General features: G+C 46.5%; 14 protein-coding genes. 8 read left to right on the forward strand and 6 right to left on the reverse strand.

Translation table 11 applies throughout. The features are described 5' to 3' along the window. The first annotated feature begins 268 nt into the window (after positions 1-268). From AB6D58_RS12710 to rlmJ, 4 genes are all read left to right on the forward strand, one after another. Positions 269-733 (forward strand): hypothetical protein, encoded by a 465-nt coding sequence (locus tag AB6D58_RS12710; protein ID WP_017072340.1) that lies wholly within the window; start codon positions 269-271, stop codon positions 731-733. A 276-nt stretch (positions 734-1,009) separates the two neighbouring features. After that, on the forward strand, positions 1,010-2,809 hold the full coding sequence (secD, locus tag AB6D58_RS12715) for a protein translocase subunit SecD (protein WP_372157438.1): 1,800 nt from the start codon (positions 1,010-1,012) through the stop codon (positions 2,807-2,809). Positions 2,810-2,811: 2 nt separating this feature from the next. Beyond that, on the forward strand, positions 2,812-3,750 hold the full coding sequence (secF, locus tag AB6D58_RS12720; protein ID WP_004732672.1) for a protein translocase subunit SecF: 939 nt from the start codon (positions 2,812-2,814) through the stop codon (positions 3,748-3,750). 236 nt (positions 3,751-3,986) lie between these two features. Then, the gene (gene rlmJ, locus AB6D58_RS12725; protein ID WP_229647560.1) at positions 3,987-4,853 is read left to right on the forward strand and encodes a 23S rRNA (adenine(2030)-N(6))-methyltransferase RlmJ; all 867 of its coding nucleotides are present in this window, start codon (positions 3,987-3,989) and stop codon (positions 4,851-4,853) included. Positions 4,854-5,150: 297 nt separating this feature from the next. On the opposite strand, the gene AB6D58_RS12730 is transcribed toward rlmJ, so the two are convergent. The 3 genes from AB6D58_RS12730 to AB6D58_RS12740 form a co-directional block, all read right to left on the reverse strand. Continuing rightward, positions 5,151-6,239 carry an alkene reductase gene (locus AB6D58_RS12730; RefSeq protein ID WP_372157440.1) on the reverse strand — a complete coding sequence of 363 codons (1,089 nt, stop codon included), beginning with the start codon at positions 6,237-6,239 and terminating at the stop codon, positions 5,151-5,153. A 48-nt stretch (positions 6,240-6,287) separates the two neighbouring features. Beyond that, entirely contained in the window at positions 6,288-7,496 is a 1,209-nt protein-coding gene (locus AB6D58_RS12735; RefSeq protein ID WP_372157442.1) for an MFS transporter, read from the reverse strand. 83 nt (positions 7,497-7,579) lie between these two features. Further along, complete coding sequence (locus tag AB6D58_RS12740; RefSeq protein WP_065583949.1) at positions 7,580-8,263, reverse strand: SDR family oxidoreductase; 684 nt, start codon at positions 8,261-8,263, stop codon at positions 7,580-7,582. 173 nt (positions 8,264-8,436) lie between these two features. Between AB6D58_RS12740 and AB6D58_RS12745 the strand changes: the two genes are divergently transcribed. The 4 genes from AB6D58_RS12745 to AB6D58_RS12760 all read left to right on the forward strand — a co-directional run bounded on the left by AB6D58_RS12745 (position 8,437) and on the right by AB6D58_RS12760 (position 10,882). Continuing rightward, positions 8,437-9,366, forward strand: a complete 930-nt coding sequence (locus AB6D58_RS12745; protein ID WP_372157444.1) for a LysR family transcriptional regulator — start codon at positions 8,437-8,439, stop codon at positions 9,364-9,366. A 113-nt stretch (positions 9,367-9,479) separates the two neighbouring features. Further along, complete coding sequence (locus AB6D58_RS12750; RefSeq protein WP_017061270.1) at positions 9,480-9,872, forward strand: GFA family protein; 393 nt, start codon at positions 9,480-9,482, stop codon at positions 9,870-9,872. Between the two features lie 28 nt (positions 9,873-9,900). Beyond that, the gene (locus AB6D58_RS12755) at positions 9,901-10,368 is read left to right on the forward strand and encodes an OsmC family protein (protein ID WP_372157446.1); all 468 of its coding nucleotides are present in this window, start codon (positions 9,901-9,903) and stop codon (positions 10,366-10,368) included. 169 nt (positions 10,369-10,537) lie between these two features. After that, positions 10,538-10,882, forward strand: a complete 345-nt coding sequence (locus AB6D58_RS12760) for a ribosome recycling factor family protein (RefSeq protein WP_017061272.1) — start codon at positions 10,538-10,540, stop codon at positions 10,880-10,882. A gap of 144 nt (positions 10,883-11,026) precedes the next feature. On the opposite strand, the gene AB6D58_RS12765 is transcribed toward AB6D58_RS12760, so the two are convergent. The 3 genes from AB6D58_RS12765 to AB6D58_RS12775 all read right to left on the reverse strand — a co-directional run bounded on the left by AB6D58_RS12765 (position 11,027) and on the right by AB6D58_RS12775 (position 12,569). Beyond that, positions 11,027-11,266, reverse strand: coding sequence for an RNA-binding protein (locus AB6D58_RS12765; protein ID WP_017061273.1), 240 nt, complete (start codon positions 11,264-11,266; stop codon positions 11,027-11,029). Between the two features lie 107 nt (positions 11,267-11,373). Continuing rightward, complete coding sequence (locus AB6D58_RS12770; protein WP_372083737.1) at positions 11,374-12,042, reverse strand: SDR family NAD(P)-dependent oxidoreductase; 669 nt, start codon at positions 12,040-12,042, stop codon at positions 11,374-11,376. A 263-nt stretch (positions 12,043-12,305) separates the two neighbouring features. After that, positions 12,306-12,569: a hypothetical protein gene (locus AB6D58_RS12775; protein WP_017061275.1), complete on the reverse strand. Its 264-nt coding sequence runs from the start codon at positions 12,567-12,569 to the stop codon at positions 12,306-12,308. Positions 12,570-12,784: the final 215 nt, after the last annotated feature.

Genomic DNA, 12,784 nt, shown 5'->3' on the forward strand with positions numbered 1-12,784 from the left:
GCTTGTACGGTGGTGTGAGAGGACGGAGGCCGTGAGGCCTCCTCCTACTCGATTCCCACCATTCATAACGTCTATGCCTCACCTGTTGTTAAGCCGTTTTAGATCTATGTAAATCTAAATTTTGAGATCGCTTAATCGGTTGCATCGTATCATTTTCTAAAAAAATGTTTTAAATCAAGACAGCGTTTCATTTGTATTGTAGATTGACGATCTACGAGAATGTTGTTTGGATATTAGATTGCTTAAACTGGGTACCCGATTAGTCTTAATGTTGTTTTTACTGAGCTTTGGCTTAGTGAATTCTAACGGCTATTCGTTTCCTTCTAAGCCATTTCAAATATACTCGGCTCAAGAGCAATCTTCACAGAATGATCTTTGTAAACAAGCTGATACGGATAATCCGTCGAGCTACTTAGAGTGCGATAAGGCTCAGTTTGGCACCGTGCCTTCTGGTGACAGTTCTAACTATCACGACACCGAATCAAGCCTTCAAGCAGCAAACTTCAGACGTATGCTCAGTAACGAGCAAGAAAGCGTGGCCGATCTTGAGCCTGCTTATCATCTACTGATTGACTTCTCTCCCCCCTCAATACTGGCTTCCCTGCTCTTCAACACGCCGTTGTTGGATTCCAAGCTGCACTGGACCAGTATTGTGAGTTCTCCGTCTTCCCGGCTTTCGGGGTGGAAAGAGGGCAACATCCAATACTCGCATTTCCGAGAACTTCTTAGCTAATCGTTTGACCCTAAATTGGTCGTATCGATGGTCGCCTAGTGCCCATTGAATTCGCCAGTTAACCAAGACAAACATAGCGACATCAGCTTTAGCATCACTATCTTTCAATCAGCTTGTTCTGGTCGTGATTAGCCATCGCTCGTGTTCGCAAAATATTAGACATACCAATCGTAGTAAATAACTGGTCACCCTAGCTGGTTAAAATGCTCGATCACTGCTTTTTTCTGGTGCTATTTTTGAGCACGTATTTACGGTGATTGGTAGAAAGAAGAGATCTTGACTGTGAAAAAACGCATTCAAAGAAAACAAATTAACCACTACTCAAAGTGGAAATACGCGGTGCTTATCGCCACCATTATCATCATGGTTCTGAGTGCTTTACCTTCTTGGTATGGCGAGAATGCGTCGGTTCAAATTAACAACCGTTCTGAACAGACCATCGATGCTAGCCAAATTACCCAATACCTTGCGAGCGAAGGCATTCAAGCCAAATCGGCATTTCAAAAAGACCAACGTTTAGTCGTAATCTTGGAAGACGCAGAACAACAAGCGAAGGCTAAAGAGGTGCTGAATGAGCGCCTATTGGACAACGCGACGGTTGCGCTAGCGATGGAGCCAGCAGCTCCGAAATGGTTGACTGACATGGGCTTCGCACCGATTCAGCTAGGCCTTGACTTACGTGGTGGTGTGCAGTTCCTGTTAGAAGTGGACATGGAACCGGTTTACCACGCCCAAGCGCAATCTGTGGTCGATGAAATCACCAGCCAAGTGCGTTATGCACGCGGTAAAGTGGTGAATAACCAAGTTGAATTTAACTTCCGTACTGATGCCGATTTCGAGAAAGCACAAAAACTGATTCGTGAAGAGTTCCCACAATGGCAACGTGACCGTTCAGATAAATCGCTAACGTTAACTCAGTCTGAAGAAGAACAAAGAACGCTACGCAACCTAACGGTTCAACAAAACCTACAGATCATGCGCAGCCGTATTGAAGAGCTAGGCATCACTGAGGCATCGATTCAACGCCAAGGAGAAAGCCGTATCCGTATCGAATTACCGGGTGTACAAGACCCTGCAGCTGCGAAAGACGTGATTGGTGCTACGGCTTCGCTTGCGTTCTACTCTGTGTACGACAACGCAACGCGCAATACTCAAACCCTGAAAGATTCAGACGGCAACCGTGTGGTAGTCGACCGCAAGGCTGTGTTGAGTGGCGAACACATTATTGATGCTCGCAGTGGCATTGGTGAGATGGGCAGTGCAGAAGTCAACATTACGCTGGATTCTTCTGGTGGTAAGAAAATGTCCGAGTTCTCACGTCATAACATCGGTAAGCCAATGGCAACGGTGTACAGCGAATACAGCCGTGATAGAGCGGGCAACAGCAAGCAAGACAGTGAAGTGATTAGTGTGGCAAACATCCAATCTCAACTGGGTAGCCGCTTCAGAATCACTGGCGCAGGCAGTTTGGCAGACGCACAAGAGCTTGCGTTACTGTTGCGTGCGGGGTCATTGACTGCGCCTGTGACCATCATTGAAGAACGTACTATTGGCCCATCTTTGGGTGCTGAAAATGTAACCAACGGCTTTGCTGCTTTGGCACTTGGTCTTGGCCTTACGCTAACGTTTATGGCGCTATGGTACCGCCGCTTAGGTTGGGTCGCGAACTGTGCATTGGTAGTTAACATGACCACGTTGTTTGGTTTGATTGCCTTGCTACCGGGTGCGGTGTTAACTCTGCCGGGTATTGCGGGCTTGGTACTGACCGTCGGTATGGCGGTAGACACTAACGTGCTTATCTTCGAGCGTATTCGAGACAAGATGAAAGAAGGGCGCAGCTTTGCTAGCTCTATCGATCGTGGTTTCGATAGCGCATTCTCGTCAATTTTCGATGCTAACGTCACCACCATGATCGTTGCTGTGGCTCTATACACCATTGGTAATGGACCGATTCAGGGCTTCGCTCTAACTCTAGGCTTAGGTCTTCTAACCAGTATGTTCACGGGCATTTTTGCTTCACGAGCGATCATCAATTTGGTTTGGGGGCGTGACCAACGCCACGATGTAAGGATTTAAGCATGAGTACTTCAAAAATGACTATTTCAGACCGCTATTTTTCAAATAGCAATATGACTCGCCTTCGTAAGGTGATGTCTGTGATTTCTATTGTGCTGTTCATGAGCTCTGTGATGCTAGTGGCAGTGAAAGGTTTTAACTGGGGTTTGGACTTTACTGGCGGTGTGGTTGCCGAGGTTCAACTCTCTGATCAAGTAACCAAAGATGCGTTAAAAACCAAGCTCGACACTGCTTTCCAACAAGACGTTCAAGTGGTCGGTATGGCAGAACAGGATCGCTGGACGATTCGTTACAGCCAACTGACAGACGCTCCACAGCCAAACTTAGTGGATGCTTTGTCATCGGTAAGTGACCAAGTAAAAGTGCTTAACAGCAGCGTGGTTGGGCCTCAAGTGGGTCAAGACATGGTTGACCAAGGTGGCTTGGCGGTATTGGTGTGTTTCCTAATGATCATGCTGTACCTGAGTGTTCGTTTTGAATGGCGTTTAGCACTCGGCGCCCTTGCCGCGATCATCTATGACGTGACGCTTATCTTGGGTCTGTTCGCTTTTACTCAGTTCGAGTTCAACCTGACTGTGTTAGCGGCTGTGTTGGCGATTTTGGGTTACTCGTTGAATGACTCGATCATCATTGCCGACCGTGTTCGTGAAATGCTGCGTGGCAATCCAAATGGTGATACTGATAACCTGCTTAACGAATCGGTTAAAGCGACCTTCTCACGCACCATGGTGACTTCAGGTACAACGCTAATCACCGTATCTGCGCTTTGGCTACTTGGGGGTGCTGCGCTGCAAGGATTCGCAATTGCATTGGTGGTGGGTATTGTTAGCGGTACGTGGTCTTCCGTTTCGGTAGGTATCACACTGCCTAAGCTACTTGGCCTACAGCCTTGTCACTACCAAGTGAAAGCGCCAGTAGAAGTTGAGGGTGAGTACCCTTAGTCAAGCTTAGCTAGCTTATGCACGGTAGGCCGATTTACTTACGCTATTAACCTAAATCAATAATAAAAGCCCTTGAACTCACTTAACCCCCTAAGTAAGTTCAGGGGCTTTATTTTTATATAAGAGTCAACTGGTTAGAGAAAAGCGAGCCTATTTCAAAAAACGATGGATTGAGCAGGCAAGCCCTCATGATATGAAGTATGTTTAGATGACGTTAGTAGAAATGAGGCAAGGGAATGGAATATCGACATCAATGTCATGTAGGCGACCATGGTGATGCACTGAAGCATCCAGTATTGAGTGCACTTGTTCAGTCATTAATGCAGCAGCATTCACGCCTCAACGTTATCGACACGCACTCTGGTACAGGGTGTTATGACCTCAACACTGCACCAAGTAATCATGCTGGTGAGTTTGCTGAAGGGGTTGGGTACTTGTGGCGAAACAAGGCTTATCTTCCTCCGGCATTCGCTTCTTTTATGTCGGTGCTGGAATACTACAATCCGAACCAACTTATCTCTCTCTATCCGGGTTCTGCAGCCATCACCTACCAACAAGGCCGCAGCCAAGATAGCTTCTATTTTTCAGACATTCAGCAAGATGAAGCCGACTTATTACAAACCAACATTGAGAAGCTGCAACGCGATCTTGATGTTTCAAGTAAGCTCACCATTACCGCTGGCGATGGCTTGAAAGCACTGCCTGACGACATAGCAAAACACGACAACCATCACCTGATTGTTATCGACCCGCCCTATGAAACCGATTCTGAATATCTCGCGGTGATCGATGCCTTGGTTAAGGCGTATCAGCAGTCTGAGAAGGTATCAGCATTAATTTGGTACCCGCTTTACACGGATGATAAGAGCTCACTGATTTTGAACCACTGCGTGACAGCGGTGAAAGATGGTTTGCTACCAAGTCCGATCAAGTCGGAACTTCGCCTTCGAGATCCCAAGGGTGATGATCGCCTGATCGGCAGTGGTTTGCTGTTGTTCAATCCACCACAAGGCATTGCGGGAACGGTCGCAGATACGCTCGATTATTTACACAGCCAACTCGCGACTAATGGTGAAGGTTACTGGCAAATGAGAAGTTTATAGATCTGATTTTTATGGGTTTTATGATGGTTTTCTAGACATCACTCACTAAATCACTGTTACCTATGTGGTTTAAATTGACCAAACGCTAACTTTTATCGATTGATTAATTGCAGTGAATCATTTAAAAATAGAATATCAATGCGCACAAGTGCATAATGGCTCATAAGTTAAATAATTACCCCTAATTAATATCAGATTGTGGTTTACCCCCTAAACTGCATAAGGCTCGCACTAGTCATGCGAGCCTTTCTTTTGCCTGAAGGAAAATCTAAGGCAGTTCTATCAATTTAAGATTCACTACAACACTGGATAATCGATGTAGCCTTTTTCGTTGCCGCCGAACAGAGTGGCGCCATCAAGATCGGATAGTTCACTGCCGTTTTGTAGGCGTGATACGAGATCTGGGTTAGCTACGAATGGGCGACCAAATGCGACAAGGTCAGCGTAGCCTTTGCTCAACACTTCTTCGGCGCGTTGTGGTGTGTAGCTGCCGGCAACGATGATGGTGTTAGAGAACAAGGCTCTTAGTTCGACACGGAAGCTTTCAGGGATAACTGGAGCATCATCCCAGTCGGCTTCTGATAGGTGCAGGTAAGCGATGTCTCGATCTTGAAGTGCCTTCGATGCCTCTAAAATCGTTGGTACGATATCTGGGCAGTTCATGTCTTTGAAGGTGATGAACGGCGCCAAGCGCACACCTACTTTATCGGCACCTATCTCTTCAATCACAGCATCAACCACTTCGATTAGGAAGCGAAGTCGGTTCTCGCGGCTACCGCCGTAGTTGTCGGTGCGTTTGTTTGAGTTGGTTCTTAGGAACTGATCAATCAGGTAGCCATTGCCACCGTGTATTTCCACTCCGTTGAACCCTGCCTCGACTGCTTTTTTCGCTGAGTTAGCAAAATCTTGAACAACACGATCGATGTCTGCTTGGGTCATCTCTCTTGGTTGGATGCAATCCACCATGTTGCCGTTACCATTTTCATCTGAGATCCAAACCTGCGTTTCTATAGGTGCCAGTGCAGAAGGTGCAATCGGCAACTCGCCTTTTTGAAAAGTAGGGTGTGATACTCGGCCTACGTGCCATAGTTGGCAGAATATCGCAGCGCCTTGCTCTTTTGCTGCTTTTGTTACTGATTTCCAACCTTCGATTTGCGCATCGGTATAGACGCCGGGTGTGAATGAGTAACCCTGAGAGTCATCTGAAATTTGTGTGGCTTCAGTGATGATAAGCCCTGCACTTGCTCGTTGTTGGTAATAAGTCGCCATCATGTCGTTTGGCACGTTTCCAGGTTGGCTAGTGCGAGCGCGTGTCATGGGTGCCATAACCACACGGTTTTGCAGCTCTAGGCCTTTCAGTTCTGATGCTTCGAATAATTTGTTCATGGTTTCTACCTTGTTTTAATGCTGTGATCTTTCGTTTTTTATTGGGGCTTATTTGCTTTCTGCTGGGCTGAAAATAGAGTTGCTTTGTGGCCTCCCCGCTCGGTTGGCTTTCGCAATAAGCAGCAAACCAATAACAGGGACAACAACGGCTGCGAATGGAATCATGCCTGCGCCTAGTTGGCTGTCGAGTACCATGCCGCCAAGGAATCCACCAAAGGCATTGGCTAAATTAAACGCTGAGATATTCGCGGTTGCTGCTAGCTCTTGGCCTTCGCCACCGTTGTTCATCACTCGAAGTTGCATTGCTGGAACGTTCGCAAATGATGCAATACCAAAGACAAATACCGCTGCAACGAATAGGATTTTGTTGTCTACCACAAGGCCAACTACAACCAATGACACGATCATTGCAACGGCCCAAAACATTGAAGCTTTGCCTAGGTTTTTATCTGAAGAGCGTCCGCCCAAGGTGTTACCGATGATTAAGCCGACACCCACAATCACTAAGATCCAAGTAACAGACTCTTGACCGTAGCCGGTGATGTGCATAGCGATTGGCGCAAGGTATCCGTATAGCGTCATGAAGCCAGACCAAGCAAAAGCAGTGATTGCCAAGCTGATCAGCAGCATTGGGTTTTTGAACGCTAACAGCTGAGTTTTGATGTCTTTTGCTTCACTGTGACCAGTCGATTTGATTGACGTTAGAATAGAAATCATCGCAATCGTGCCAAGTGCAGCCACGGTAAAGAAAGTGGTGTGCCAGCCGAATTGCAAGCTAACCCAAGTTCCCGCTGGAACGCCAAGAACGTTAGCGACTGTTAGGCCTGCGAACATTTGGCCAACGGCACGACCTGCCATTTTTTCAGACACTAAGTTGGTTGCGACAACCGCACCGATGCCATAGAAAGGGCCTTGCACTAAGCCTGCGATCACACGGCTTGCCAGTAGAAGTGGATAGCTTGGCGCTAAGGCGGATAACACGTTGCCAATAATGAACAGTGCCATTAAGCCAATCAGCACTATCTTCTTATTAAAGCGCGCAAGGTAGATTGTTAAGATCGGGCCGCCGATAACGATAGCCAACGCGTAAGCACTGATAAGGTAGCCAGCTTGACCTTCTGTGATTGAAAGTGATGTGGCGATTTGTGGAAGAATGCCTGCGATAACAAACTCAGCGGTGCCAATTGCAAATGCTGCGAGTGTCAGTATCCAAACTTGGAATGGCATCTTTTCTTGTGTCATGGCTTCTGATTTCATGATGAGTTACCTATGTAAATTCTTATTTGTTAGGACGTTGAGATAAACACCCTCACGATTGTTCTTTATGTCTTTGCGGAGTGTTAGCCGAGTAGAGCGCCGCCATCGATATCGATGATTGACCCAGTGACGTATGGGTTATTAATTGCGAACAGGTAACCCATGGCTATCTCTGAAGGCTCGCCAACCTTACCTGCGGGTAGGTTGTTTTTGGCGTTGTCGTACATGTTTGCACGAGCGGAATCGTCCATGTTTTTGTAGGCTTCCGTCATGGTTAAACCCGGGCTAACGGCATTGACTCGAATGGGTGATAGCTCTTTCGCCAGTATTTTGGTTACGCTTTCTAGTGCGGCGTTGATGGCGGTTTTTACGTAAGTACCAGCAACAACTTTGCGTGACAACATACCAGTTGTGAAGGTGATAGAGCCGTTTGGCGTCATGTAGCGTGCGGCATGTTTGGCTACGTTTAAGCTGCCCCAAAACTTAGTGTCAAAAGCTGTCTTAGCGTTTGCGGTTGCTACGTCTGTTACTTTTCCTGCGGGAGCGGATGAGCCAGCCGTTACGATTAAGTGGTCAAACACGCCAATCGATTCGAAGTATTCACAAATCGACTTTTCATCGGTGATATCAACGCCTGTGTGTCGGCTGGCAATATGTACCGTGTTGTTCTCGTTTCTTAGTTGCATCGCTAGTGCTTTGCCGATACCTGATGTGCCACCAATGATGACGAAAGTGCGTTGCTCTTGTTTAGTCGATTCGTTAGTCATTCTCTGAATTCCTGCGTTGTTCTGTTGATGTTTGCCATTATATTTATTCGACTAAATTTGATAATTGGTTAAAATATAAATTCATTATTCGGTTAAGCTGAATAGTGTGACTGAGTATTCAAATCGAGCATTAAGATCGAGAAGTAAGACGAAGAGGTGGAAGCGAGAATCGTATGGATAAGTTTTCAGATATGGCGATGTTCGTCAGTATTGTTAAGCATCACGGGTTAGCTGCGGCTGGGCGCGAACTGGGTTTATCACCTGCGACCATGACAGCAAGGCTTCAAGCGCTGGAAGAGCGATATGGTGTGAAGTTGTTGAATCGAAGTACGCGCCATGTGTCTTTAACCGACTCTGGCGAGCTGTATCACAAGGCGTGTCTGGAGATATTGGATAATGTCAGTGAGGCCGAAAACCTGATCCAAAATGGCGTCAAAGAGGTCAAAGGTCCACTCAAAATCGCCGCGCCGAAAGACATCGGAAAGCAGTACATTCTTCCGATTCTCTCTGAGTTCTGTCAGCAATATCCCGACGTGATCCCTTACCTCTACTTGAACGATAACCTCTCGAACATTGCTGAATCTGGCATGGATATCGTGGTCCGTTATGGTGAATTGGTCGACAGCAGTTTGATATCCAGACGCTTGTCACCAAGCCGACGTGTGCTGTGTGCTTCTCCTGGATATCTTGCCAAGCATGGAACACCGTTAACACCACAAGATTTGGTTGATCACGATTGTTTAGCTATGCTGCGCAGCAATGAAGAGCTCAAGACATGGCACTTCCAAGATCATGATATGAAGAAGTCGATTACTGTTGTTCCAAAGCGATTTTCAGACGATGGCGAAGTGATTCGCTACTGGGCATTAAAAGGCGAGGGCATTGCTCTTAAATCGGTACTGGATGTGCAAGGCGACATCAATAACCAGCGCCTTGTGACGCTGCTTAATGGCTACATGAAGAACTTCAACACCGCGATGTCGGTGTCGAGTGCCGATTTGAATGTGGTGTACATCAGCAAGAAATATCAGCCCAAGCGTATCCGGTTGTTTCTTGATTTCTTGTTTGAGCGGTTTGGCGATTTGGTTGAAAAGTCTAGTTAGATTAGCCGAGAAGCAGCGCATGACAGATCTCTCGAACTCAACACCCGGGTACGGACAGAGAACATTGAACTGGTTATGATACGACCAACATAAGGATGTGATTGGAGAGAAAAATGAAAGTCGTCGGAGATACGGTTATCCAACCTTTTCACAAGGCAACCTGCCATTGCGGTGCGGTTGAACTAGAGTTCAGCTTACCTAACGGGATAGAAAAACCACGCCGCTGTGATTGCTCTATCTGTCGTCGCAGGGGAGCGATTGTGGGCTCTGTTGCACTGGACGGCATCAAGATCCTCAAAGGTGCGGAGCATCTCAAGCTTTATCAATTCAATACCAACACCGCAAAGCATTATTTCTGCTCAAACTGCGGCATCTATACCCATCATCAACGCCGTTCTAGCCCAAATGAATACGGTTTTAACATCGGCTGTTTGGAAGGGGTAAACCCTTTTGATATTGGTGATGTGGTGACCAACGATGGTGTCAATCATCCAGCTGATCGTTAATTTATTGAGCATAAAAAAGGAAGGAATTATGTCTGAATACGGAGCGATCATTCGCTGGAAAAAAGCAGAAGATGAAGTCTTTAGCGACAATCAATACAGTCGAGGTCATACGTGGGAGTTCGATGGTGGTGTCACTGTGCCTGCTTCGTCCTCTCCACATGTTGTGCCACTGCCGTTTTCGGTGGAAGCGAATATTGATCCAGAAGAAGCGTTTATCGCGGCACTTTCTAGCTGCCATATGCTGACGTTTTTGGGCATTGCCGCAAAGCAGAAGTACGTGATCGACTCCTATGTCGATGATGCGATTGGTGTGCTGGAAGAAGATGAATCTGGCCGCTCATCGGTCACTAAGGTGACTCTGCGCCCTAAAATTGTGTTTTTAGGTACCAAAAAGCCCACCGCCAAGCAGCTCGACAAACTGCACCACTTGGCGCACAAAAACTGCTTTATCGCGAACTCGGTAAAAACGGACATTGTGGTAGAAACTAAAGCGTAAACCACACACGTTAACATCCAAAAACCGCGAGGTTGCTTAGTGCATCACTGGCGGTTTTTTTGTGTCTGTGTAATCCTACGTACGGTTTTAATTGAGTGACAGTTAGAAAGTTTTGAGAGATAGGTAGAGAGCTCTTGAATGGTAGGAATAGATTGATTAGCAGAGAGTTATGTTTAGCGTCCCATTGAATAGTTTTGTACATCGTGTGAGTGATAAAAGCCAAGTGATGGTGAATGCTGCGGAATGTGGATGTCAGTTGAAACGAGTTCGTCGTTCGCGTAATTGGCTGTTGGTCGCTCAAGAGTATCAACTCGTTGAATTTAAAACGATGTTAACCCATGAAAAAGACGGTTGGATAGCAATTGCAATCGACAAAGTGCTGCCTAAACCCGTGGTGTGTTTGGCATCTCTGTTGGCCGCTACACCTTCAATGACTGTGGCTCAGCTGGTGATGGAATCTGGATGTTCAATGGCCGAAGCAAGACGTGCTATTGATGAACATGAAGGTCTGTAGGCGTATTCAAATCGTGTGAAAAGAGAATTGCGAGCAGCAAAAAGCCCGTAACGATATTGCGCTGGAAAACGTCATATCGTTACGGGCTTTATCATCTGTGCTGCTGTTAAGCTAAGCCATGCGGCTTATGAAGCATTGACTCGATTAAGAGTTCGCTACTTTTACACGAATCGTGTTTTTGCCAAGCTTTGACAAGTTCAGCTTGTTTAGTGCCGCTTTAGCTTCTTCTTGCTCTGGCATTTCAACAAAAGCAAAGCCTTTTGAGTCGCCAGTTTCTTGGTCTAAAACTAGGCTGCACTCTTTTACTGATCCAAACTCAGAAAATAGCACACGGATGTCTTGCTCAGATGTAGAGCGCGATAGGTTACGAACTAGAAGTTTCATAATAAACCTTGAATATGAATTTACGCCGAGCATTGTCGCACACTTTCATGCTCACCCTCACAAATAATTGTCTCGCGGCTCTATTTCCTTGTAGCTCTATCTAAGCACTAGCCGCGGTTTATCGTGATGTCTGATACGAAGCCATGCTCTGTGCTGGTCAACGCCTGTTGTAGCATCTGAGCGGCTTCTTGCGCGGTCATAAAGCTCGAGGTATCCATGTCTTTACCGCTTGTATTCCAAAACTCGGTCGCCATTCCTCCAGGGTAAACCGCCACGATTTTCATCGGGTGACCTTTTAGCTCCAACCTTACCGATTCGATAAAGCCTTTCACGGCCCATTTTGCCGCGCAGTAGGTGGACTCTTCAGCTTTAGCACCTTGTGCCGCCGTCGACATCACCACAGCGATGGTGACCGATTGATCTTTGTAGCGCTGTACAAGCTCGCGAATCAAAAAGATCGAAGACTCAATATTGTTCTTCAGCATGTCGCTGATGATGGTTGGATCTTGCTGTTCTATCTTACCGAAGTACCCACTGCCAGCGCTGTGGATCACCAGCTTCGGCATTTCAGGTAACGCATCCAATAACTCGCTCACTGAGTGCGGGTCACAGAGATCACACGCTTGGCTAATGGTATTCGCAGGTAGGCCTTGCGCCACTTCTGCTAAACGTTGTGCATTGCGACCTGTAATGGCTACGCGCTGAGCGTCGGCGTTAGCATATTGTTTCGCGAGAGCTGCGCCTAAACCGCTGCTTGATCCGGTAATTAAAATCATACTGTCTTCAATTTGTAGAGTTGATTCGAGATAGTAAGGGGCTAGGCTAAGATTTTCTGAGATCTATGGCTAAAGTTGATCGATAGCCTGGTTGATAGGTTAATAGCTTGGGTGATCGGTCGAGCGGTAAGGCTGAGCTAAGAAAGTGGGGGAAAGCCGTTAAGAATCGACGGGTTTAGCAAGAAATAACAGCGTTAAAAAACAACGAACTAACAAGTAAAAGCGCCGGCATAGAGCCAGCGCTTTTGAGTAATCATAAGTGATTATTCGTCGTCGAACTGTTTGATCGTGAACGCGTCTTCGATTCGGTTAAGCTCTTCTTGTTCTTTCACTCGCTTCTCTTCTTGCAGAGTCGCTCTCGTTTCGTTGAAACGTTTTTTCTCTGACTTAGTCAGGAATTTTACAGCTTTTTTGTTGGTCAGTGCGTAAGCAACTACGTCTTCACCTTTTTCTCTGCGGTCGTTTACGCGTTGTGAGAAACGTTCATTGTCGCGAGCTTTACGCTCCGCTGAGGTCAACTTGCTCATGCTTTAAAGCCTTTTCAATTATTCATGGTAGGGAATCTACGCTTAGCGAAACAAATGGGGACTGCTTAGTGTCAGTCTAGTCCATTTGTATGCTGGTGGCGCATCTTAGCACAATGGCTTGAGCATGCAGGTATGCTATTCGAGGGATCAAACAAAACAGCCCACAATTTTCGTTGTGGGCTGTTTTGTTACGTACTGTAGATGTAGTCATCGAT

This window comes from Vibrio sp. 10N.239.312.D08, from assembly GCF_041466145.1.
Lineage (GTDB): Bacteria > Pseudomonadota > Gammaproteobacteria > Enterobacterales > Vibrionaceae > Vibrio > Vibrio crassostreae_C.

What these genes read in the sequence shown, in the direction of transcription:
- AB6D58_RS12710 (WP_017072340.1), top strand. Translation starts at nt 269, where the DNA reads ATGTTGTTTTTACTGAGCTTTGGCTTAGTGAATTCTAACGGCTATTCG.
- secF (WP_004732672.1), top strand. Translation starts at nt 2,812, where the DNA reads ATGAGTACTTCAAAAATGACTATTTCAGACCGCTATTTTTCAAATAGC.
- rlmJ (WP_229647560.1), top strand. Translation starts at nt 3,987, where the DNA reads ATGGAATATCGACATCAATGTCATGTAGGCGACCATGGTGATGCACTG.
- AB6D58_RS12730 (WP_372157440.1), bottom strand. Translation starts at nt 6,239, where the DNA reads ATGAACAAATTATTCGAAGCATCAGAACTGAAAGGCCTAGAGCTGCAA.
- AB6D58_RS12735 (WP_372157442.1), bottom strand. Translation starts at nt 7,496, where the DNA reads ATGAAATCAGAAGCCATGACACAAGAAAAGATGCCATTCCAAGTTTGG.
- AB6D58_RS12740 (WP_065583949.1), bottom strand. Translation starts at nt 8,263, where the DNA reads ATGACTAACGAATCGACTAAACAAGAGCAACGCACTTTCGTCATCATT.
- AB6D58_RS12745 (WP_372157444.1), top strand. Translation starts at nt 8,437, where the DNA reads ATGGATAAGTTTTCAGATATGGCGATGTTCGTCAGTATTGTTAAGCAT.
- AB6D58_RS12750 (WP_017061270.1), top strand. Translation starts at nt 9,480, where the DNA reads ATGAAAGTCGTCGGAGATACGGTTATCCAACCTTTTCACAAGGCAACC.
- AB6D58_RS12755 (WP_372157446.1), top strand. Translation starts at nt 9,901, where the DNA reads ATGTCTGAATACGGAGCGATCATTCGCTGGAAAAAAGCAGAAGATGAA.
- AB6D58_RS12760 (WP_017061272.1), top strand. Translation starts at nt 10,538, where the DNA reads ATGTTTAGCGTCCCATTGAATAGTTTTGTACATCGTGTGAGTGATAAA.
- AB6D58_RS12765 (WP_017061273.1), bottom strand. Translation starts at nt 11,266, where the DNA reads ATGAAACTTCTAGTTCGTAACCTATCGCGCTCTACATCTGAGCAAGAC.
- AB6D58_RS12770 (WP_372083737.1), bottom strand. Translation starts at nt 12,042, where the DNA reads ATGATTTTAATTACCGGATCAAGCAGCGGTTTAGGCGCAGCTCTCGCG.
- AB6D58_RS12775 (WP_017061275.1), bottom strand. Translation starts at nt 12,569, where the DNA reads ATGAGCAAGTTGACCTCAGCGGAGCGTAAAGCTCGCGACAATGAACGT.